Raw genomic sequence first — 20,773 nt, 5'->3', positions numbered from 1 at the left:
CAGGGCAGATCAGCGCCCGTAGGCCCGCCGGTAGGCCGCGGGCGTCAGCCCTGTCAGTTGCTTGAAGCTGCGGCGCAGGCTGGATTCATCGGCGAAGCCCAGCGCGTCGCCGATCGCCGACAGCGGCAATTGCGTATGCGTCAACTGTTCAGCCACCTGGTTGAACTTCAGCAGCCGCGCGTAGCTGGCAACAGGGGTCTGCGCCAGCTTGGCCACCTTGCGCGCCAGCGTGCGCGGCGAGACGGCCATCGCCTCAGCCAGCGTGTCCACCGTCAGCTCGGCCGCAGGGCAGGTCTCGATGGCCTGGCGCAGGCGCCGCAGCCAGGGATCGGGTGTCTGCGTCAGTGCCAGCGACTGGAACACCGAGCCCGCGTGTTGCGGCCGCGGCAGCACCATCAGACGTGCCACATCGCGCCACAGTTCAGCGCTCAGGCGGCGCTCCACCTGTTCGCAGACGATGGGCAGATAGCCATGCACGCCAGTCGCCGTGGACTGGCTGCGGTTGACGATGCAGTTGCTCTCCCACTGCCACTGCACATCGGCATGCCTCGCCTGCAGCCAGGGCGCCAGCCACCAGGTGGCGGTGGCGCTTTGGCGGCGCAGGCGGCCGGCCTCGGCCACCAGGGCCACGCCGGTGCAATAGCTCCAGATCTGGGTGCGGGCGGGCAGCGCCCGCAAGGCGCGCACCAGGGGCGCGTGGCGCTCCAGCCAGGCCTGCACATCGCCGGGAGAGTCAGTCCACATGCCGGACACCAGCAGCGCATCGCAGCCCGCGTCGGCAAGCGCTGCCTCGGCCTCCAGCGTGGTGCCATGCGCACAAGCCACAGGACCGGCCTGCAGCCCAACCCATTGCCAGCCAAACACCGGCCGGCCGGCGCCGCGCAGATTGGCCGCGCCCAGGAGATCGGCCGTGGCGAACAGCCCGGTCGGCATGCAGCCAGGGTAGAGCAGTAGACCGATTTTCAATGGCGGCATGATTTGCACGACATTAGGCATAAGCTGCCATGGTAGGCGAGCGCCCGGCTTTCAACAATGCAGGCCATGGACATCACCCAACTCCGCAATGCCACCGTTGTCGTGGCCTACGACGACTGCCGCATCTTGGTCGACCCCATGCTGTCGCGCCAGGGCGCCATCCCGCCCTTCCGCTATCTGAGCGGCCAGCGCCGGCGCAACCCCATCGTCGAGCTGCCTGACGAAGCCCCGGAGGTGCTGGAGACCGTGACCCACGCGCTGATCACGCACTGCCGCAAAGGCCATGTGGATCACCTCGACCGCGCCGGCGAGCGCTGGCTGCGCGAGCGCCGCGTCCCGGTGCTGTGCATGCCTGACGACGCCGAGCACCTGGCCCGCCTGGGCCTGCAGATCCAGCCGCTGAATGCGCAGGGGCCGACCGCTTTCCGGCAGGGCAGCATCACTCCCATCCCCTGCCTGCACGGCGAAGGCTGGATCGGCCGGCTGATGGTGCATGGCCATGGCTACTACATCGAGCAGGCCGGCGAACCCAGCCTCTACATCGCCGGTGACACCGTGCTGACCGACGATGTGCGGCGTTGCGTGACCCAGCGCCGGCCCGATGTGAGCGTGGTGCCGGCCGGCGGCGCCGCCTTCGATCTGGGCTCCGAACTCATCATGGATCAGCCGCAGGTGCTGGAGTTGGCCGCGCTGGGATCAGGACTCTTCTTCGCCAACCACATGGAAGCGCTGGACCACTGCCCGACAAGCCGCGCCGAGCTACTGGCCGCTGCGCGGGCGCAGGGGCTGGCCGAGCGGCTGTTTGCGCCGGCGGATGGCGCCACCCTGGCCTTCAAGGCAGGGCCTGGCCGTCAAGGGGCGGCGCCGGGTGGCGCGCTCTGATCCTGATGCGTTCCTGATGGGGCGCGTGCTAACTTCGCCCCCATGTTCCGTCGCCGCCGTGCCCCTTTCCACCCTTGCCAGCCCGCGAGCCCATCGTGTCAGCACCCGCGCACCGGCCGATGACGCTGCTGCGCCGCCTGGCCAGCGCCGCCCTGGTGTGGCTGCTGGGCTGGCTCTCCACCATGGCCCTGCATGACGAGGTGGACCTGGGCAGCCAGGGCATGCCGCTGGTGCTGGCCGCCGCCGCCTCAGCCTTTTGGCTGCCGACGCCGGCGGTGGCGCTGCTGTGTGTGCTGGCCACACTGGGTTTCAACTGGCGCTATGTGCCGCCCGAGGGGTCGCTGAATGTCGCCACACCCGGCCACCTGCTCCTGCTGGGCAGCATGCTGGTGGTCAGCAGCGGCGCCGCGCTGCTGGTGGGCCGGCAACGCCGCCTGGGCGAAGAGCACGCGCTGCAGGCCGAGCGCCTGCTGGCGCTGCAGGCTCTAGGCGAGCAGCTGCGCAGTTGCTCGCATCAAGACGAGTTTCGTCGCCAGTTGGAGCAGGCGCTGGACGCGCTGCAGCTGGGCAGCGTGGCAGCGCTGTGGGCGGGCAGCGCGCCCTCGGCCAACCAGGCCAGCGGCGAGCTGAGTGCCGACGAGCGCAGCGGCCTGTTCCTATGCATGAGCCTGGACCAGCCCTTCGGCCCCGGGACGGGCCGCTACGAGCATCAGGGCTGCTGGTACCTGCCCGTGCCCGGCCGCGGCGCCGCCCATGGCGCTCTGCTGCTGCGCCTGCATCCGGAGGCTCTGGCCGACGAGGCCACGCGGCGCCATGCGCAGGCCTTGTGCAGCCTGAGCGGCCAAGCGCTGGACCGCCATCAGGCGCTGCAGCGAGAAGCCCAGGCCCAGGAGCGCGCGCACGAACAGCAGCTGCGCAACACGGTGCTGGCGGCGATCTCGCATGACTACCGCACGCCGCTCGCCGCCATCATGAGCGCCGCCTCCTCGCTGCGCGAGCAGGACGAACGGCTCAGCCCGGCGCAGCGCCGCCGTCTGCTCGACGGCGTGCTCGACGAGCTGGGCCAGCTGACGCGCCTGACCGACAACGCGCTGCAGCTGGCGCGCCTGGACGCACCCGGCATGCAGCTGCAGACCGACTGGCAGTCGCCCGAAGAGATCGTCGGCGCGGTGACGCAGCGCCTGCGCAGTCGCGGTCTGGGCGCGCTGCTGCGCACGCGGCTGGAAGCCGGCCTGCCGCTGCTGCGCTGCGACGCGGTGCTGATCGTGCAACTGCTCGACAACCTGATCGACAACGCGCTGAAGTACAGCCCGCCCGAGCAGGCGGTAGAGCTGCTGCTGCGCCAGCTGCCCGGCGAACTACTGATCGCCGTGCGCGACCGCGGCCCGGGCGTACCGCCGGCACAGCGTGAGCGCATCTTCGAGCTGTTCGAGCGCGGCCCGCAGCCCGCCAGCGGCCATGCGGAGGCGCCGTCCCGCCGCGGTGCCGGCGTGGGGCTGGCGTTGTGCCGTGCCATTGCGCAGGCCCATGGCGGACGCCTGACGCTGCGGCCGCGCGCCCATGGCGGCTCGGCGTTCGAGCTGCGCCTGCCGCTGGCGGCCGCCGCGCTGAACGCCGCTGAAGCCGAGCTGCCGGCAGCGCTGCCGATCGATCAAGAAGACAAGGCATGAACTCGAGCCTGCGCCTGCTGCTGGTCGAGGACGACCGCGAACTGCGCCTGACCCTGCGCGAGGCGCTGGTGGTGGAAGGCCACGAGGTCTTTGCCGCCGCCAGCTTGGCCGATGCGCGCGCGCTGTGGGCCACGCAATCGGCCGCGGCGGCCGGCGGCATCGATCTGGTGCTGCTGGACCTGGGCCTGCCGGATGCCGATGGCCAGCAGCTGCTGACCGAGCTGCGCCAGCGCCGCAGCACCGTGGCGCTTATCGTGATCTCGGCGCGCGACACCGAGGCCAACAAGGTGGCGCTACTGGACGCCGGCGCCGACGACTATCTGGTGAAGCCCTTCGGCATCGGCGAGCTGCTGGCGCGCATGCGCGTGGCGCTGCGCCACCGCGGCACCGCGCTGGCGCCGGCCATCACCCACTACGAGCGCGAGGGGCTGCTGGTCGACCTGACCCGCCACCTGGTCAGCAAGGACGGCCGCACGCTGCACCTCACGCCCACCGAATACAAGCTGCTGGCGCGCCTCACCCGCAGCGCCGGCCAGGTGCTGACGCACCGCCAGCTGCTGGCCGAGGTCTGGGGGCCGGAATTCATCGAGCACACGCATTACCTGCGCCTGTACATGGGCCAGCTGCGCGCCAAGATCGAACGCGACAGCGCCGATCCGCGCCTGCTGCTCACCGAAACCGGCATCGGCTACCGCCTGGCCGAGCAACCGTAGCCGCACGCCGACACTGTCGCTTCCTTATGCGTTCCTGATGGCGCGGCGGCCACGATGGCCACATCACAACAACGCAGGGCATCGCCGCCATGAGCAGCTCCCCTTCTTCATCTGCAACATCGCAGTCATCAACGTCCACAGCGCAGCGCCAGGGCATGGCCGCGCTGACGCTGGGCGCCATCGGCGTGGTCTATGGCGACATCGGCACCAGCCCGCTATACACGGTCAAGGAAGTGTTCGCGCCGCACACCGGCGTGGCGCTGAACGCGGCCAACCTGATCGGTGCGGTCTCCACAATCTTCTGGGCGCTGATGCTGGTGGTGACGCTGAAGTACGTGATCCTGATCCTGCGCGCAGACAACCGCGGCGAAGGCGGCGGTCTGGCGCTCACCGCGCTGGCCGCGCAGGCGGTGTCGGGCCGGCCGGGCCTGCGCCATGCGCTGCTGCTGCTGGGCGTGTTCGGCGCTACGCTGTTCTATGGCGACAGCGTGATCACGCCGGCCATCTCGGTGCTGGGCGCGATGGAAGGCCTGGAGTTGGTGACCCCGGCGCTCAAGCCCTATGTGCTGCCGGCCAGCATCGCCGTGCTGGTCGGGCTGTTCCTGATGCAGCGCTTCGGCACAGCAGCGGTGGGTCGCTTCTTCGGCCCCATCATCGTGCTGTGGTTCCTGACGCTGGGCGTCATCGGCGTCGTGCATGTCCTGCGCGAGCCGGCCATCCTGGCAGCGCTGAATCCCTTGCGTGCCGCCGAGTTCATTGCCGCACGCGGCTGGCTGCTACTGGCCACGCTTGGCGCCATTGTGCTGGCGCTCACCGGCGCCGAGGCCTTGTATGCCGATATGGGCCACTTCGGCCGCAAGCCGATCCAGCTAGCCTGGACCTTTCTGGTGCTGCCCAGCCTGGCGCTGAACTATATGGGCCAGGGCGCGCTGCTGATGGCCGATCCCAGCGCCATCGAGAACCCGTTCTACCGACTCTTCCCGGACAGCGCGATCCTGCCGGCTGTCGTGCTGGCCACGCTGGCGGCCATCATCGCCTCGCAGGCGGTGATTTCGGGCGCCTACTCGATGACCAAGCAGGCCATTCAGCTGGGTTTTCTGCCGCGCATGACGGTGCGCTTCACCTCAGCGCGCGAAATGGGTCAGATCTACATCCCGGCGGTGAACTGGGTGCTGCTGGCTGCGGTGATTGCCGCGGTGCTGTTCTTCGGCAGCTCATCCGCGCTGGCCGGAGCCTATGGCATTGCGGTGACGCTGACGATGCTGATCACCACGGTGCTGACCTACTTCGTGGTGCGTGAGGGCTGGCGCCTGCCGGCACCGCTGGCCATCGGCGCGACCGCGTTCTTCGTGGCGCTGGACCTGCTGCTGGTGGCCGGTTGCGCGGTGAAGTTCTTCGACGGCGGCTGGTTCCCGCTGGCGCTGGGTCTGCTGATCTTCATCGGCATGAGCACCTGGTCGCGCGGCCGCAAGCTGCTGCTGGAGAGCATCCGCCGCGACGGTCTGGAACTGCAGCCCTTCATCGACAGCCTGGACGCCAGCAGCCTGCACCGCGTGCCGCGCACCGCGGTCTATCCAGTCGCTGATCCCAGCACCGTGCCGCAGGCCCTGCTGCACAACCTCAAGCACAACCAGGTGCTGCATGAGCGCAATGTGATACTGACGGTGCAGTTCCATGAAGCGCCCTGGGTGGAAGAGCGCGAACGTGTGGAGTTGAGCACGCTGGGCGCGGACTTCTGGCAGATCCGCCTGCACTTCGGCTTCATGGAGACGCCGGATGTGCCCAAGGCGCTGACACTGGCCGCACAGCGCGGGCTGGAGATCCCGGCCTTCGAGACCACCTTCTTCCTCAGCCGCGAGACGGTGGTGCCCACACCCGGCGCCGGCATGGCGAATTGGCGGGAATCGCTGTTCGCGATGATGAGCCGCAACGCCGGCGGCGTGGTGGCGTTCTTCCGTCTGCCGGACAACGCGGTGGTCGAACTGGGGACGCGGGTGCAGATCTGAGGCCGCTAGGCTCAGCGCGCTGGCAGTTTTCGTCGTGCGAACGCTGGCGCAAGGAACGCTGCGGCGGGCTCGCTTTGCTTCCTGCCCGGGCCTCTGGCCCGGGCATGGAACAATTCGCTCCGGCCCGTCGCTGCCCCCGCTCGATCGCAGCAGTGCATGCCGACTCAGCGGCCTGCCGCCGCCACCAGCGCTTCGAAGTACGCCACCTGCGCCCGCACCGCCTCGCGCCGCACGGCTGACGTGATGCGGCCCTCGGTCAGATAGCCGTGGCGCATGCAGGCAAAAGCCATCTCCACCATCAGCGCCGCCACATCGGGCCGGGCCGGTAGCTTGGGTGCCGGCTGGCGCGCCGTCAATGCGCCACGCACCGCCGCGCTGATGCGCGCCATCGCGGCGGCCAAGGTGCCATAGGCTGAAGGGCTGTGCGGCCCGCCCAGCACCAACTGGGCCGCCACCGGATGGCGGTCGTAATAGTCGGACGCCGCGTCGACCAAGGCCTTGGACAGACTCTCGATCGAGGCGTCAGCATGGCGCAGGCACAGCGCCTCCACCAACTCGGCCACGGCCGACAGATGCCGCTCGGCCAAGCAGGCCAGCAGCACGTATTTGTCCGGGAAGAACTGATACAGGCTGGCGCGCGGAATGCCGGCGGCCTTGGCGATCTCGGGGATCGAGGTCTGTTCGGGGCCGAGCTCGGCCACCAGGCCCTCTGCCGCGGCCAGCGCCGCCTCGACGCGCTCCTGCGAGCGCGCCTGTGCCGGCTGGCGCGCACGAGCGGGCGACAGGCCTGCATCGGCGGCAGAGCGCCTGGGAGAAACCCGCGTTGAAGCTGAATCCGACAAAAGTTAGATTTCCTTCAAACCTGACATGTGTCGGATCTTATCCGCAGCAGCCGGGTTCCCGAGCAAGCACATGGCCGTCCAGGCTAGGAGGAGACCGACGATGATCCAAACAAGCCCAGCCGGCGGCAAGACACGCGTGGCCGTGATCGGCGCCGGCCCCAGCGGCATCGCCGCTGCCAAGAACTGCATCGCCACCGGCCTGCCGGTGGTGGTGTTCGAGAAGAACGATAAGGTTGGCGGCAACTGGGTGTTCAACGCCGCCACCGGCCATTCCAGCGTCTACGACAACACCCACATCATCAGCTCCAAGGCCTGGTCGGAGTACGAAGACTTCCCGATGCCGGCGGACTATCCGGACTATCCCAGCCACCGCCAGCTGCAGGCCTATTTCGACAGTTACGCGCGCCACTTCGGCGTGCTGGACGCGACGCGCTTCAAGCACCAGGTGAACCACATCACCCGCGAGGCCGACGGCGCCTGGCGCGTCGAGTTCCATGACGCCGAAGGCCGGCCGCAGGTCGAGCACTTCAGCCATCTGATGGTCTGCAACGGCCACCACTGGAATCCCAAATACCCCGAGTACCCGGGCGAGTTCAGCGGCCGCTTCATGCACTCGCACGATTTCAAGGGCGTGGACGAAAGCTGGCGCGGCAAGTCGGTGCTGGTGATCGGTGCCGGCAACTCGGCCTGCGATGTGGCTGTAGAGTCGGCGCGGCTGGCGTCCAACGTGGGCCTGTCGATGCGCAAGCCGCAGTGGTTCATGCCCAAGTTCATGTTCGGCAAGCCCTCCGATGTGGTGGCCTCGGGCAGCGCCTGGCTGCCGGGCTGGCTGCGCAGCTGGTTCACCACCCGGCTGCTGCGCGTGATGCAGGGCAGTTATGCCGACTACGGCCTACCTGTGCCCAAAGGATCGGCCTTCAGCATGCACCCGACGCTGAACTCCGACCTGCTTGACTTCATCCGCCATGGCAAGGTGAAACCGCGGCCGGCCGTCGAGCGCCTGGATGGCGATCACGTGCAGTTCGTAGACGGCCGGCGCGAGCACTTCGACATCATCTGCGCCTGCACCGGCTTCTGGACCACATTTCCCTTCTTCGACAAGCGCTTCATCGACTTCCAGCATGTGCCGAAGATCCCTCTGTTCCGCAAGATGATGCATGCGGAGCACGGCACGCTGTACTTCATCGGTCTGTTCCAGCCGCTGGGCTGCATCTGGCCGCTGGCCGACTACCAGGCGCGCCTGGCCTGCGCCGAGATCCAGGGCCGCTACCAGCGCCCCGCCGATATGCAGGCCGCGATCCGCCATGAGGTGGGGAACCCGCACTTCGCCTTCGAGGGCGGCCAGCGCCATGCAGTAGAGGTGGACTACCACCGCTTCCGCAAGGAACTTAAGGCCGAGCTGAAGAAGGCCGGTATCGACATCGGCGAGGCGCCCGCCGGCCGGCCCGGCCACTACAAGACGTCCGTGAAAGCAGCGGCGCTGCGACAGCAGGCGGCCTGAGCGCATGGCGCCCGCCGCGCCACTGCCGCGCCTGCTCTTCGTGCACGGCATGTGGAGCAGCGCCGCCGTGTGGGAGGCCTGGCGGCCGCGCTTCGAGGCGCGCGGCTTTGCCACCGAGGCGCTGAGCCTGCCCGGCCATGGCGGCGACGCCCATCGGCTCGATGGCCTGGGGCTTGAGGATTGCGCGAGCGCGGTCGAGCAGGCGATAGAGCGCAGGCCCGGCCCGGTGGCGCTGATCGGCCACTCGATGGGCGGCCTGCTGTGCCAGCAGGTGGCGGCGCGCCGGCCGCTGACAGCGCTGGTGCTGGTCTGCAGCGCCGCGCCGGCGCCGGTTTTTCCGCAGCGGCCGGCAATGTGGCCGCCGCTGCTGCATCACTTCGTGCGCTGGGGCTCATGGCGCGGCCAGTTCCGGCTATCGCGCCGCGAGGCCGATGCGCTGCTGCTGAATGCCGCCCCCGAGCCGGCGCGCGCCGCGCTGTTTGCCGGCATGCAGGCCGAGTCCGGCCGACTGGCCTGGCAGGCCTCATTTGGGACGCTCAACTGGAGCGGCAGCAACCGGGTCGATGTAGCGGCTGTGCGCTGCCCGGTGCTGGCCCTAGCTGGCCTGCAGGACCGAATCGTGCCGCCCGGCGTCAGCCGCGCACTGGGGCGGCTTTATGGCGAAAGGCTGGACTATCGGGAATACACGCAGCACGGCCACTGGCCGCTGGCGGCCGAACAGGGCTGGCAGCAACGTGCCGACGAGGTGGCCGACTGGCTGCTGAACCACACCAGCAAGGGAGCACCAGAAGCATGAGCACCTCAACGCAAAAGAAGATCGCCTTCATCACCGGCGCGGCGGCCGGTATCGGCCGGGCATGCGCGCTGCGCCTGGCGCGCGGCGGTTGGTCACTGGCCCTCAGCGATGTGGACGAGGCGGCCCTGGCGGCGCTGCGCGCCGAGCTGGGAGCGGCCTGCGTGTTCGACGCGCGCCTGGATGTGGCCGACCCGGCGGCCGTGGACCGCGTCTTCACGCACGTAGCCGAGGCCACCGGCGGCCGGCTCGACCTGCTGCTCAACAACGCCGGCGTGCTGGAGATGGGGCCATTCGAAACCCTGCCGATCGCCCGCCAGCTGCGCATCAACCGCATCAACGACGATGGCCCGCTGCTGTGCAGCCAGCGTGCCTTTGCGCTGCTGGCTGCCACGCCGGGGGCACGCGTCGTCAACCTCAGCTCAGCCTCGGCCAGCTACGGCGTGCCCAGCCTGGCGGTCTATTCGGCCAGCAAGTTCTGGCTGCGCGGCTTCACCGAAGCGCTGAACCTGGAGTGGGAGCGCCACGGCATCCATGTCTGCGACGTGATGCCCAACTTCGTCCACACCGCGATGCTGGATGGCCGCGACAGCCAGCGCCTGATCGAGCGCCTGGGCGTGCAGCTGAGTGCCGAGGATGTGGCCGAGGTGGTGTGGCAGGCCGCCACGTCGGCGCGCCGGCAGGTGCACTGGCGGGTCGAGAAAAACCCGCTGTTGCGCGTGCTGCTGGGGCTTAACCAACTGCTGCCGCAAGGACTGCAGCGCGCCATCATGAAGCAGGCCTCAGGCAGCGGCGACTGATCAGCCCAGCATGTCCTTGCTGCAGCCCAGCTTGGAAGAGATGTCGCGGCTGGCGTCCTTCAGCATCTTGACCACCTCGGGCGCGCGCGCCTCGTCATAGCGGAAGGTCGGGAAGCTGACGCTCATGCCGGCGATGGGCTGGCCCAGGCGGTCGAAAATGGGCACGCCCAGGCAGCGGATGTGGTCGTCGAATTCTTCGCGGTCCTCACCGAAGCCCTGCGCCTTGACGCGCTGCAGCTCGGCCAGAAAGGCGGCCGGCTCGGTGATGGTCTTGTCGCGGTAGCGCTTGAAGTCGGCACCCTTGAGCACGCGGTCGCGGCGCTCGGGATGCTCCCAGGCCATCAGCACCTTGCCGATGGCGGTGCAGTGGATCGGCGCGCGGCGGCCGATGCGCGAATACATGCCCAGCATGTGGCGCGAATCGACCTTGTGCACATAGATGATCTCGGAATCGATCAACGTGCCCAGGTGCACCGTCTCGCCGGTGGCGTCGGCCAGCATCTGCATATGGTGCTTGGACAGCTCCACCAGATCCGGATACTGCAGCGCCTTGGCGCCCAGCTCGAAGGTGCGCATCGCCAGGCCGTAGCGTTCGCTGTCGGCCTCCTGTCGCACATAGCCCAGGGTCTTCATGGTCTGCAGAAAGCGGTAGACCGTGGCTTTGGGCATGGCCAGCCGCACCGACAAATCGGAGATGCCGGTTTCGCTGCGCTCCGACAAGGCCTGCAGGATGGCAAAGACCTTCAGGACAGCGGCCACCGATTCCGGCTGCTGTTTGCCATCGTTGAGATCGTCATCCATGCGTTTCGATTGCCTCGGGCTAGCGTTTCAACAGAGATATGGGATTGTCCATGCTTTCAGTGCGCCTTCAGCGCGGCGCAGCGCCGGCCTGTGAGCGCAAGCGCTCGGCCAGGCCTGCGGCCGGCTCGGCGCGCAGCGTGTAAGGCGGCGTCCAGCCGGCCGGCTGAATAGCCGGCGCGTCGGGCTGGGCGGCGCGCAGCAGCGCCAGCGGATCGACCGGCGAGCCGTTCAGCAGCGAGCCGCGGTCCTCGAAGCGCTGGCCCTTCAGTGCGCGCAGCAGGCGGCTGGGTTCACCTTCCCAGACATTGGCTTCGCTGATGAGGGCAGAGCCCTGGCCCAGGCCGATCGAATAGCCCTGCGCGTACGGGCCGTCGCGGCGCGCCAGATAGAGGTTGTTGAGCACATGCACCTGGCCGAAGCGCACGCGCGGCGCGCGCTCCTTCACGTCTTCCCACAGGTTGTGGTGCAGCGTGACGCGCAGGGTGCCGGCGTCGGCCGTCTGCGTGTCGCCAGCACCGATTAGCGTGGTCTTGTCATGCTGGCGGAAGCGGTTCCAGGACACCGTCACCAGATCGGACTGCTTGGTGATGTCCAGCAGCCCGTCGTGGCGCTGGATGGGGCGGCCGAAGGCGCTGGCCTCCAGATGGTCCGGATGCTCGCCATCGTCGAAGCTGCAATGGTCCACCCACACATGGCGGGCGCCGCGCAGCGAGACGTTGTCGTACTCCGAGTTCCACTCGCCATGGCCGTTGTCGCGCGGCTCCCAGGCGGGGAAAAGGTCGTAGGCATCACTGAAGTGCAGCTGGCGCAGGATCACCTGCTGCACCTTTTCCAGCAGCAGCATGCCGCCCGCGAAGCCAGCACCGGGAACGGCGCCGATCAGCGTGGTGTGCGAGGGAATGCGCAGCACGATCTGCGCGGCCTGGCGCTTGGCCGAGCGCCGGCGGGCTTCTTCGAGCGGGCCGCTGGGGTCGGCACGGCCCCAGCTGGCCGGGTCGTACTGGCGCACAAAGGCCTCGAAGTCATAGGCCGGGTCGCACAAGTCGGCCGCGCCGAGGCGCTGGCCGCTGGTATCGGCGGCCAGATCGATGCGGGCTAGCAGCACGATGATCTTGGGCGTGTCGCCCAAGCCCAGCGCCGCGTCCAGCTCTGCGCGCGTGCGCACGGCCAGCACATGCTCGGGCTTGGCATCGGCGCCGCCGCGCGTGCCGCCTTCCATCGACGCCCAGCCCTGGCCGGCCGGCAGGGTTTCAAAGGCGGCGGCGGGCAGCGCGGTGTTGGTGTATTCGGCTAGGCGGTTGGCCGCAGCGCCTGTGGCCGTGAAAGGCCGGCGCGCGGTCGACGCTTCCCAAGGGCCGAGATGCGGGCCGAGCAGGCTGTCGCGCACCAGGGCCTGGCCATTGGGTGCGCCGGGCTGCCACTCGCCCTTAGGTACGCCCTGGTCCCAGGCCCGACCCAGCGCGATGCTGCCCGGTACAAGGCCCGGCTCGGCCAGCCAGCGGCTGCGCTGCACCAGAAAGCCCAGCGCCTGCGCGGCCGGCGTGCTGGGCGCCAGCACATAGCCGCCCTGCCCCGGTGCGCGACGACCTGCGCGGGCCAGGATCAGGCTGTCGTCGATCACCAGGCGGGCCGCGCCGAAGATGAAGTCCACATCGCCAGCGATCAGGCTGCGCCGCACCAAGACTCGCGCCGTCTCTGAGTTAGCCGCACGGTCGGCGTAGAAGGTGTCCTGGTGGCCCAGCAGGCGTAGCTGCTGCAGCTGGATGCGGTCGCCGCGCGTCATCAGCGCCACCGCCTGCGCGCCGCCGGCCTCGCCGGCGCCCTCGGGGTAGCCCTGGCCCTGGCGCACGCCGTCCATCGCGTCATTGACGATGCTCAGGCGCAGCAACTGCACGTCGTCGCTGAAGATCGCCAGCGTGCTGCTGCCGGCCGTACCATGGGCCTTGGCCTCCAGCGCCGGGATGCAGGGCTGGGCCGCCTGGCCCGGTGCCTTGGGCTGGCCGGCGTAGCGACCATCGACGAGGCGCACCTCAGCCGCATCGCCCAGGCCATAGAGCGTGAACGGCGCCTTGTCGCGCACGCACAGCTGGCCGCGGTAAGTGCCGGGACGCACGAGTATGTAGTGGCGCTGCGCGCTGGCGCCCCTGGCCGGCAGCGCATCCAGCGCGGCCTGCAGCGTGCGGTGCGTGCCGCTGCCATCGGCTGCGACGATGGCCTGCGGCCTCCAGCGTGCCGGATCGTCCAGCGTAGCGGGTTGCCAGTCGCCCAGGTAGGCGGCTGCGTTCAGTCGCGCAGCTTCGGCCGCTTCCAGTTGCGGGCGTGGGTGGGCCAGCGCATTCAGGGCCATCGCCAGCAGCCCCGTCGTCACGGCCGCCCAGGCCTTCATGCCCGGCCCAGATCCGCCAGATACAGCGCTGGCTCGCCCTCGGCGTCGCAGCTGAACAGCACCTGTTTCTCGTCGGGCGTGAAGCTGGGATGCGGGTGGGTCACCTGGCGGCTGTTCTTGTAGACGCCCCAGCTGCTGTCGTGGCGGGCGATTGCGCGGGTGGTGCCGGTCTTGAGGTCGAAAAGATGCAGATAGGGGTCGCCGCTGAGCATCTCGTTGCTGGCAGAGGAGTCGCCGCTGGCCTTGCCGCAACCGTCGCCGACGATCAGCGTGCCGTCCTGGTTGCTCATCAGGTGCGAGCACTGCGGCATCGCGGTCAACAGCTTGTTCTCCAGCGTGACCGGGTCCAGGCTGTAGATCCAGCGCTCGGGCGAGTCGTGCTGGTAGCTCACATAGATCATCGCGCTGCCGTCGGGCACCCAGAACTCATGCGTGCAGCTCTCGCCCGGCGCGTGTTCCTTGCCGCAGCGGCGGTTCGTGCCGTCCTCGTTGATGAACCACATGCGCGCATCGATCAGGTCATGCGGGCCTTCGTGGCAATAGGCCACGGTGTTGTCGTCGAAGGGGCGGTACTGCGGATGGCCCAGCCAGCCGCGCTGCTCCAGGATGACCGTGCGCTCGCCGGTCCTGAGGTCCACGCTGAACAGCCGGCAGCGCGGCTTCTGGTGGAACATCTCGTTGAACTTCTGCCAGGTGTTGAGCGGAAACCAGTCGTCGGCATGGATCTCGATGCCCACCATCTTGGTACAAACGCTGTTGCTGACCCAGGTGCCATAGCCCACCCAGCCCTGCGGCACGGTGTAGACCACCTCCTCGCTGAGGTCGGCCAGGCTGAGTCGGATCAGCTGGCGTTCGGCACGCACAAAGTACAGGTGCTGATCGTCCGGGCTGAGAAAGCCGCCGAAGGTGTTCTCGCCGGCCTGGTCGCTGAGCTGGGTGGCGACCTGGCTTTCCAGGTCCAGCAGGTGGTAGTTCCAGTTCGGGCTGGGCTGGGGGCCAAACTCGGCGCCGAAGATCAGCCGCTTGCCATCGTTGGTGAAGCACTTCTGATAGAAGTAGTTGCGATGGCAGGTCACATCGGTGGGCGTGAGGCGGGTCACGCGTGCGCCGGTGTCCGGGTCTTCGCGGGTGACAAACTTCAGCTGGCGTTGAGTGGCTTTCATGATGGAGATGCTGTGTTCAAGACTCACTTGATGCGTTGCAGGAGCGCCTGGCCTTCTTCGACCAAGCGGGTGGCGGCGGCCTGTTCGCTGGTCTTGCGGTAGGCGATGGTCTCGAAGACCTCGCGCATGAACTTGTGCAGGCGCGCATGCTCGAACAGCGGCGCCGGGCGCTTGAGCCGGCCGCTCTGGCGCTGCGCGCGGATCTGCTCGTAGGCGGCCAGCTCCAGCGCCGGGGCCTTGCCGCTGCTCTTGAGCTGCTCGAAGGCCGCGCGCGCTGACGGCAGGCCGCGGGTTCGGCCGAGGATGGCGGCGGCCTCCAGATCGTTCAGCAGGAAGTTGATCAGGCGTGCGGACATCTCCGCCTGGCGTGAGTTGCGGCCGACCGCATACATCAGCGTCGGCCGGCCGAACATGCCGCTTTCCAGCGAGCCGGGTAGGGTCGGAAACTCGCCCAGCACCAGCTGCTGCTGCTTGTTCAGGGTGGAGGCGCGCAGGCCGATGGCCGAATCCCAGGTGTAGTTGCCGGCCCAGTTGCCGACCACCCAATCCGGCTGCTGCTCGGTGGGCTTCTCGGCGCCGCCCAGCGAGGCGCGCAGCGGCAGCGGCGTGGCCACATGTTCGTCGACCAGGCGCTTGTAGACGCGCACCCAGTCCAGTGCTGCCGCCGGGTTCATCGCCACGCGCGGCTGCAGCGGGTCCACATAAGGCATGCCGTGGCGCTGCTGCACCCAAGCCTGGGACAGCAGCATCATGTCGTAAAGCTCGCCGTCCAGCGGGTAGGCGTTCTCGCCCAGCTTGCGACGAAAAGCCGGGCCGGCGGCAAACAGCTCGTCCCAGTTGCGCGGCAGTGCGATGCCGGCACGCTGGAAGGCCGACTGGTTCAGCAGCATCACGCGGGCGCTGAACGACACCGGCAGCGCATTGAGCTTGCCGGCCACCTCGCCATAGGCCAGGTCTTCGGCGCTGAGCTGGCCAAGATCGAGCTGGGCGGCATGCTGGCGCAGGTCGGCAAAGCCGTTGCCGCGTTTGCTGAACATCGCCAGCCAGGCCCAGTTGATCTGCATGACATCGGGCTCGGAGCGGCCGGCGATCTGGGTCGTCAGGCGTTCCAGATAGCCGTTGAAGCCCATGTACTCGGCCTTCACCCGCACGCCAGGGTGGCGGCGCTCGAACAGATCCAGCGCCTTCAGCGTGGCCTCGTGGCGGGCCGATCCGCCCCACCAGGCAAAGCGCAGCACGGTCTCGCGCGGCTGTGCGCTGAGCACCATGGGGGCGGCAGCTAGACCTGACACCAGCAGTTGGCGCCGGTTGAACAGCGAGGGTTCTCTCATAGCAGCAGATTGGCGCCGCTGGCGGCGTCGAACAGATGGCAGGCAGAAAGCTGCAGATGCAGGCTGAGCTCATCGCCGCGCTTGAGCCCGGCCAGCGCCGCTGCCTGCTCGGCCGGCACGCGTGCCGTCAGTGGCAGCGCGCCGAGATCGGCATGCACATAGACCTCGGAACCCATGTGCTCGGTGAAGCGGAGCTTGGCCGCAGCAGCGGTGCTGTCGCCCTGAGCGCGCGGCAGCAGGCCGATGTGCTCGGGCCTCAGGCCGAAGCGCACGGCGGCCGAGCCGCCCTGCAGGCGCTGCGCCTTGTCGGCCGGCAGCGGCAGCAGCGCGTCGCCCACCCGCACCGCCAGGCCGCTGGCCGCGGCCTGCAGGCTGGCGTCGACGATGTTCATCTCGGGCGAGCCGATGAAGCTGGCCACAAAGGCATTCGCCGGGCGCTCGTACAGCGCGGTGGGCGTGTCGACCTGCTGGATCTGCCCGTCCTTGAGCACGCAGATGCGCTCGCCCATGGTCATGGCCTCGACCTGATCGTGCGTGACATAGACGGTGGTGGCCGCCTGGCCGGATTCGCGCAGCGTGCGGTGCAGCTCGGTCAAGCGCACCCGCATCGCAGCGCGCAGCTTGGCGTCCAGGTTGGACAGCGGCTCGTCGAACAGGAAGACCTCGGGCTTCTTGACGATGGCGCGGCCGACTGCCACGCGCTGCGCCTGCCCCCCGCTGAGCTGCTTGGGATAGCGGTCCAGCAGGTGCTCCATCTCCAGCAGCTTGGCGGCATGGCGCACGCGCTGGTCCAGTTCCGCCTTGGGCGTGCCGGCGAGCTTCAGGCCGAAGGCCAGGTTCTCGTAGACCTTCATGTGCGGATAGAGCGCGTAGTTCTGGAACACCATCGCAATGCCGCGCTGCTTGGGCGCCAGCTCGTTGACGACGCGGTCCCCGATGCGCAGCTCGCCGCCGGAAATGGTTTCCAGGCCGGCAATCATGCGCAGCAGCGTGCTCTTGGCGCAGCCCGACGGGCCGACGAACACCATGAACTCGCCGTCGCGTACTTCCAGGTCCACGCCATGCACGGCCTTGAAGCCGTTGGGGTAGACCTTTTCTATCTTGTTGAGGCTTAGTCGTGCCACGTTGTCTCCGCGTGTCTGTATTCGGTCTTGCTTCTAGCGGCGCAGGCTCCTGAGCAGGGCTGCCCTGTTCCACTCATGTCGTGATCGATGCAAGCGCAAGCCACCGTCCTCATCCCTTCACCCCACTCGACGTCGCGCCTTCGATGAAGTGCTTCTGCGCCGCGAAGAACACCAGCACCGAAGGAATCAGCGCCACCACCGAGATGGCGATCACATTGGCCCACTCGACTTCCTCGGTGGCGCCGATGCTCATCTTCAGCGCCAGCGAGACCGGGTATTTCTCGACCGAGGCCAGATAGATCAGCGGGCCCATGAAGTCGTTCATGGTCCAGATGAACTGGAACACGATCACCGAGATGATGGCCGGCTTCAGCATCGGCACGATGATGTGCCAGAGCAGCTGCAGCGCATTGCAGCCGTCGATCTGCGCCGCCTCTTCCATGTCGCGCGGAATGCCGCGCAGGAACTGCACCAGCATGAAGACGAAGAATGTGTCGGTGGCAAAGGCCGAGGGGATGATCAGCGGCAGGTAGGAATCCAGCCAGCCGATCTCGCGGAACACCAGGTACTGCGGCAGGCGCAGCACGATCAGCGGCAGCATCATCGTCGCGATCATGATGCTGAACATGAACTTCTTGCCCCAGAACTCGAAGCGCGCGAAGGCATAGGCCACCAGCACGCAGGAGATCACCGTGACGATGATGCGCGGAATGGTGATCAGGAAGCTGTTCAGGAAGTAGGTCGCGAAGGTGTACTCGGTGCTGGTCTTCCAGCCCTTGGCATAGGACGCGAAGTCAAAGCGTTCGGGCCAGAAGCCGGCCGAGCTGAAGATCTCGGAATTACTCTTGAACGAGGCGCCGATCAGCCACAGCAGCGGATACAGCATCACGAAGGCGACCGCGATCAGCGCCACATAGCGCAGCCAGGGGCGGCCGCGGTCACGGCTCAGCTGCAGCGAAGCGCTGTTGCTTGTCTCGATGCCCGCGCTCATCGCTTCTGCTCCTTCTCGCCCGAATAGAAGACCCAGTACTTGGAGCTCCAGAAGCTCAGCGCAGCCAGGCCGCCGACCAGGGCGAACAGCACCCAGGACAAGGCCGCGCCATAGCCCAGATTGAAGAAGCGGAAGCTCTGGTCGTAGATGTAGAGCGCCAGCACATAGGTCGAGTGCAGCGGGCCGCCCTCGGTGATCATGTAGGGGCCGTTGAATTCCTGGAAGGCGTGCACCATCTGCATGATCATGTTGAAGAAGATGACCGGCGTGATCAGCGGCACCGTGATCTTCCAGAACTGCTGCCACTTGCTGGCGCCGTCGCATTCGGCCGCCTCATACAGCGACACCGAGACGTTCTGCAACGCCGCCAGGAAGATCACCATCGCCGAACCGAACTGCCAGGTGAACAGCAGCACGATGGTCCACATCGAGTAATGCTCATCCGCCAGCCAGGCGATCGGCTCCATGCCCAGCTCCACCAGCACCAGATTGACCAGGCCGTTCTTGGCAAACAGAAAGCGCCACAGCACGGCCGTCGCAATCGAGCCGCCCAGGATGGACGGGATGTAGAACGCGGCGCGGAAGAAGTTGATGCCGCGCAGCTTGAAGTTCAGCACATGCGCGATGAACAGCGCGAAGCCGACCCGCAGCGGTACCGCCAGCAGCGCGAAGATCATCGTCACACCGAGCGATTGGCGGAACAGCGGATCCGCCGTCGCCAGCTCGGTGTAGTTCTGCAGGCCCACATACTGAGGCGGGTCGATCAGGTCGTACTGCGTGAAACTGAGCGCGAAGCTCATCACGAAGGGCGTGAGCTTGAACAGCAGCACGCCCAACACAAAGGGCAGCACGAACAGAAAGCCAAGTTTTTTGTTTTCGTACATCTCACCGTGTCTCCGTCGGTGATCTCAAGGCTACGCCCTCTGTAGAAGCCAGAGCCTGGGATCGAACCGCCCTGCGGACGGTTCGTGCCTGGCGCCGAACTAGGCCTCTGACCTCGAACGGCGCTGCGCTTGGGTTGTGGCTTAGCGGGCCAGCCAGCCGCCGTCGACTGCGACGGTATAGCCGTTCACATAGTCCGAGGCCTTCGAGGCCAGGAACACGACCGGGCCAGCCAGGTCCTCGGGCAGGCCCCAGCGTCCGGCCGGGATGCGCTCCAGGATGGAGGCGTTGCGGCCTTCGTCAGCGCGCAGCGCAGCGGTGTTGTTGGTGGCCATATAGCCCGGCGCAATGGCGTTGACGTTGATGCCATGCTGTGCCCACTCATTGGCCATCAGCCGGGTGATGCCCATCACGCCGCTCTTGCTGGCGGTGTAGGACGGCACCCGTACGCCGCCCTGGAAGGACAACATCGACGCCACATTGATGATCTTGCCGCCGCTGCCCTGGGCCAGGTATTGCTTGGCTACGGCCTGCGAGAAGAAGAACACCGTCTTCAGGTTGATGTCGATGACATCGTCCCAGTCCTTCTCGCTGAACTTGATTGCATCCTCGCGGCGGATGATGCCGGCGTTGTTGACCAGGATGTCGATGTTGCCGGTCAGCTGCCGGGCTTCGGCGATCAGGCCGTCGATGCAACTGATGTCGGCCAGGTTGGCGCGCAGATCGAGAAAGCGACGCCCCTGCGCCTCGACCTGCTGCTTGGTCTCGGTCGGCTCGGAGACGTTGACGCCGACGATGTCGGCCCCGGCTTCAGCCAGCGCCAAGGCCATGCCCTGCCCCAGCCCGGTGTTGCAGCCGGTGACGATGGCCACGCGGCCGCTCAGTTGGAAGTTGTCCAGAATCATGGCTATGCCTTGTGCTCAGCGCAGGGTGGTCATGGGCACGTGGTCCATGTCCTTGAAGACCTGGTTCTCACCCACCATGCCCCAGATGAAGGTGTAGGCCTGGGTGCCGACGCCGGAGTGGATGCTCCAGCTCGGGCTGATCACGGCCTGCTCATTGCGCACCACCAGGTGGCGGGTCTCGGTCGGCTCGCCCAGCATGTGGAAAACCGCTGCCTGCTCGCTCATGTCGAAATAGAAGTAGACCTCCATGCGGCGGTCATGCGTGTGGCAGGGCATGGTGTTCCACAGGCTGCCAGGCTCCAGCTGGGTCATGCCCATCAGCAGCTGGCAGGTAGGCAGCACGTCGGGCACCAGGAACTTGTAGATGGTGCGGCGGTTGCTGGTCTCCGGCGCGCCCAGGGTCTCGGGCGAAGCCTCGGCCAGCGTCACCTTGCGGTGCGGATAGGCGGTGTGGGCCGGTGCGCAGTTGAAATACAGCTTGGCCGGCGTCGCGGCATCGACACTAGCGAATTCCAGCTGCTTGGCGCCCTGGCCCACATACAGGGCCTCGCGCGGGCCGACCTCGAAGAACTGACCATCCACCGTAACGCGCGCTGCGCCGCCGATATTGATCAGGCCCAGCTCGCGGCGCTGAAGGAAGAAGTCGGTGCCGGTGTGCTTGCCCAGCTCAGGCGAAAAAGTCACCGGCTTGGCCACAGGCATGATGCCGCCGACGATGATGCGGTCGATCTGGCTGTAGGTCAGCGTGGCCTCGTCGGCCTTGAACAGGTTCTCGACCAGAAAGTGGCGGCGCAGGCCGCTGGTGTCCAGCGTGCGGGCGTGCTCGCTGTGAATGGGTTGGCGGATTTCCATGGACGGTCCTCGGTTGGGCTGCAGCCTGTACAAGCGGCTGCGGCAGATGTCATGGGGCGCAAGCGTAACCCCGACTGGGAGTTTCCCGGAATCATGGTTTCTATTTAATGAACCACTGTTTCATTTATTCGCAAGCTCGGTATAGTTGCCCTCAAC

Annotated in this window: 18 protein-coding genes; 7 read left to right on the top strand and 11 right to left on the bottom strand. The window is 67.5% G+C overall.

The annotated features are described in order from the left end of the window. Nucleotides 1-9: 9 nt before the first annotated feature. Nucleotides 10-933: a GlxA family transcriptional regulator gene (locus tag ACIQ67_RS04410; RefSeq protein WP_397533143.1), complete on the bottom strand. Its 924-nt coding sequence runs from the start codon at nt 931-933 to the stop codon at nt 10-12. Between the two features lie 108 nt (nt 934-1,041). Between ACIQ67_RS04410 and ACIQ67_RS04405 the strand changes: the two genes are divergently transcribed. The 4 genes from ACIQ67_RS04405 (at nt 1,042) to ACIQ67_RS04390 (ending at nt 6,246) form a co-directional block, all read left to right on the top strand. Next, the gene (locus ACIQ67_RS04405; RefSeq protein WP_397533142.1) at nt 1,042-1,857 is read left to right on the top strand and encodes an MBL fold metallo-hydrolase; all 816 of its coding nucleotides are present in this window, start codon (nt 1,042-1,044) and stop codon (nt 1,855-1,857) included. Nucleotides 1,858-1,952: 95 nt separating this feature from the next. Further along, nucleotides 1,953-3,527: an ATP-binding protein gene (locus ACIQ67_RS04400; protein WP_397533141.1), complete on the top strand. Its 1,575-nt coding sequence runs from the start codon at nt 1,953-1,955 to the stop codon at nt 3,525-3,527. Further along, nucleotides 3,524-4,240: a response regulator gene (locus ACIQ67_RS04395; protein ID WP_397533140.1), complete on the top strand. Its 717-nt coding sequence runs from the start codon at nt 3,524-3,526 to the stop codon at nt 4,238-4,240. Before ACIQ67_RS04400 ends, ACIQ67_RS04395 begins: the two co-directional genes overlap by 4 nt. An 89-nt stretch (nt 4,241-4,329) precedes the next feature. Next, nucleotides 4,330-6,246, top strand: a complete 1,917-nt coding sequence (locus tag ACIQ67_RS04390; protein WP_397533139.1) for a potassium transporter Kup — start codon at nt 4,330-4,332, stop codon at nt 6,244-6,246. A gap of 164 nt (nt 6,247-6,410) precedes the next feature. Here the strand turns inward: ACIQ67_RS04390 and ACIQ67_RS04385 are convergent, their stop codons facing one another. Beyond that, nucleotides 6,411-7,088 carry a TetR/AcrR family transcriptional regulator gene (locus tag ACIQ67_RS04385; protein ID WP_397533138.1) on the bottom strand — a complete coding sequence of 226 codons (678 nt, stop codon included), beginning with the start codon at nt 7,086-7,088 and terminating at the stop codon, nt 6,411-6,413. Nucleotides 7,089-7,188: 100 nt separating this feature from the next. Here ACIQ67_RS04385 and ACIQ67_RS04380 point away from each other — a divergent pair, with 100 nt between their 5' ends. From ACIQ67_RS04380 to ACIQ67_RS04370, 3 genes are read left to right on the top strand one after another with little or no spacing between them, the layout of a single operon-like run. Further along, the gene (locus ACIQ67_RS04380; protein ID WP_397533137.1) at nt 7,189-8,589 is read left to right on the top strand and encodes a flavin-containing monooxygenase; all 1,401 of its coding nucleotides are present in this window, start codon (nt 7,189-7,191) and stop codon (nt 8,587-8,589) included. Between the two features lie 4 nt (nt 8,590-8,593). Continuing rightward, on the top strand, nt 8,594-9,385 hold the full coding sequence (locus ACIQ67_RS04375; RefSeq protein ID WP_397533136.1) for an alpha/beta hydrolase: 792 nt from the start codon (nt 8,594-8,596) through the stop codon (nt 9,383-9,385). Continuing rightward, complete coding sequence (locus ACIQ67_RS04370) at nt 9,382-10,182, top strand: SDR family oxidoreductase (RefSeq protein WP_397533135.1); 801 nt, start codon at nt 9,382-9,384, stop codon at nt 10,180-10,182. The genes ACIQ67_RS04375 and ACIQ67_RS04370 overlap by 4 nt, the downstream gene beginning before the upstream one ends. Here the strand turns inward: ACIQ67_RS04370 and kdgR are convergent, their stop codons facing one another. The 9 genes from kdgR to kduI all read right to left on the bottom strand — a co-directional run bounded on the left by kdgR (nt 10,183) and on the right by kduI (nt 20,617). Continuing rightward, complete coding sequence (gene kdgR, locus ACIQ67_RS04365) at nt 10,183-10,983, bottom strand: DNA-binding transcriptional regulator KdgR (protein WP_397533134.1); 801 nt, start codon at nt 10,981-10,983, stop codon at nt 10,183-10,185. A gap of 67 nt (nt 10,984-11,050) precedes the next feature. Next, nucleotides 11,051-13,369, bottom strand: coding sequence for a pectinesterase family protein (locus ACIQ67_RS04360; protein WP_397533133.1), 2,319 nt, complete (start codon nt 13,367-13,369; stop codon nt 11,051-11,053). Next, nucleotides 13,366-14,532, bottom strand: coding sequence for an oligogalacturonate lyase family protein (locus ACIQ67_RS04355; RefSeq protein WP_397533132.1), 1,167 nt, complete (start codon nt 14,530-14,532; stop codon nt 13,366-13,368). Before ACIQ67_RS04355 ends, ACIQ67_RS04360 begins: the two co-directional genes overlap by 4 nt. Nucleotides 14,533-14,555: 23 nt before the next feature. Continuing rightward, nucleotides 14,556-15,863 (bottom strand): ABC transporter substrate-binding protein, encoded by a 1,308-nt coding sequence (locus tag ACIQ67_RS04350; protein WP_397533131.1) that lies wholly within the window; start codon nt 15,861-15,863, stop codon nt 14,556-14,558. Continuing rightward, on the bottom strand, nt 15,860-16,987 hold the full coding sequence (locus ACIQ67_RS04345; RefSeq protein WP_397533130.1) for an ABC transporter ATP-binding protein: 1,128 nt from the start codon (nt 16,985-16,987) through the stop codon (nt 15,860-15,862). The genes ACIQ67_RS04350 and ACIQ67_RS04345 overlap by 4 nt, the downstream gene beginning before the upstream one ends. Nucleotides 16,988-17,096: 109 nt before the next feature. Beyond that, entirely contained in the window at nt 17,097-17,978 is an 882-nt protein-coding gene (locus ACIQ67_RS04340; RefSeq protein WP_397533129.1) for a carbohydrate ABC transporter permease, read from the bottom strand. After that, nucleotides 17,975-18,862 carry a carbohydrate ABC transporter permease gene (locus ACIQ67_RS04335; RefSeq protein ID WP_397533128.1) on the bottom strand — a complete coding sequence of 296 codons (888 nt, stop codon included), beginning with the start codon at nt 18,860-18,862 and terminating at the stop codon, nt 17,975-17,977. The genes ACIQ67_RS04340 and ACIQ67_RS04335 overlap by 4 nt, the downstream gene beginning before the upstream one ends. Nucleotides 18,863-19,003: 141 nt before the next feature. After that, nucleotides 19,004-19,765 (bottom strand): 2-dehydro-3-deoxy-D-gluconate 5-dehydrogenase KduD, encoded by a 762-nt coding sequence (kduD, locus tag ACIQ67_RS04330; protein ID WP_397533127.1) that lies wholly within the window; start codon nt 19,763-19,765, stop codon nt 19,004-19,006. Nucleotides 19,766-19,780: 15 nt separating this feature from the next. Further along, nucleotides 19,781-20,617, bottom strand: a complete 837-nt coding sequence (kduI, locus tag ACIQ67_RS04325; RefSeq protein ID WP_397533126.1) for a 5-dehydro-4-deoxy-D-glucuronate isomerase — start codon at nt 20,615-20,617, stop codon at nt 19,781-19,783. Nucleotides 20,618-20,773: the final 156 nt, after the last annotated feature.

The sequence above is a fragment of the Roseateles sp. genome (assembly GCF_044373315.1).
GTDB lineage: Bacteria > Pseudomonadota > Gammaproteobacteria > Burkholderiales > Burkholderiaceae_C > JACDQM01.
This window is presented reverse-complemented; position numbering and strand designations above follow the sequence as displayed.

What these genes read in the sequence shown, in the direction of transcription:
- ACIQ67_RS04410 (WP_397533143.1), bottom strand. Translation starts at nt 933, where the DNA reads ATGCCGACCGGGCTGTTCGCCACGGCCGATCTCCTGGGCGCGGCCAAT.
- ACIQ67_RS04405 (WP_397533142.1), top strand. Translation starts at nt 1,042, where the DNA reads ATGGACATCACCCAACTCCGCAATGCCACCGTTGTCGTGGCCTACGAC.
- ACIQ67_RS04395 (WP_397533140.1), top strand. Translation starts at nt 3,524, where the DNA reads ATGAACTCGAGCCTGCGCCTGCTGCTGGTCGAGGACGACCGCGAACTG.
- ACIQ67_RS04390 (WP_397533139.1), top strand. Translation starts at nt 4,330, where the DNA reads ATGAGCAGCTCCCCTTCTTCATCTGCAACATCGCAGTCATCAACGTCC.
- ACIQ67_RS04380 (WP_397533137.1), top strand. Translation starts at nt 7,189, where the DNA reads ATGATCCAAACAAGCCCAGCCGGCGGCAAGACACGCGTGGCCGTGATC.
- ACIQ67_RS04375 (WP_397533136.1), top strand. Translation starts at nt 8,594, where the DNA reads ATGGCGCCCGCCGCGCCACTGCCGCGCCTGCTCTTCGTGCACGGCATG.
- ACIQ67_RS04370 (WP_397533135.1), top strand. Translation starts at nt 9,382, where the DNA reads ATGAGCACCTCAACGCAAAAGAAGATCGCCTTCATCACCGGCGCGGCG.
- kdgR (WP_397533134.1), bottom strand. Translation starts at nt 10,983, where the DNA reads ATGGATGACGATCTCAACGATGGCAAACAGCAGCCGGAATCGGTGGCC.
- ACIQ67_RS04360 (WP_397533133.1), bottom strand. Translation starts at nt 13,369, where the DNA reads ATGAAGGCCTGGGCGGCCGTGACGACGGGGCTGCTGGCGATGGCCCTG.
- ACIQ67_RS04355 (WP_397533132.1), bottom strand. Translation starts at nt 14,532, where the DNA reads ATGAAAGCCACTCAACGCCAGCTGAAGTTTGTCACCCGCGAAGACCCG.
- ACIQ67_RS04350 (WP_397533131.1), bottom strand. Translation starts at nt 15,863, where the DNA reads ATGAGAGAACCCTCGCTGTTCAACCGGCGCCAACTGCTGGTGTCAGGT.
- ACIQ67_RS04340 (WP_397533129.1), bottom strand. Translation starts at nt 17,978, where the DNA reads ATGAGCGCGGGCATCGAGACAAGCAACAGCGCTTCGCTGCAGCTGAGC.
- ACIQ67_RS04335 (WP_397533128.1), bottom strand. Translation starts at nt 18,862, where the DNA reads ATGTACGAAAACAAAAAACTTGGCTTTCTGTTCGTGCTGCCCTTTGTG.
- kduD (WP_397533127.1), bottom strand. Translation starts at nt 19,765, where the DNA reads ATGATTCTGGACAACTTCCAACTGAGCGGCCGCGTGGCCATCGTCACC.
- kduI (WP_397533126.1), bottom strand. Translation starts at nt 20,617, where the DNA reads ATGGAAATCCGCCAACCCATTCACAGCGAGCACGCCCGCACGCTGGAC.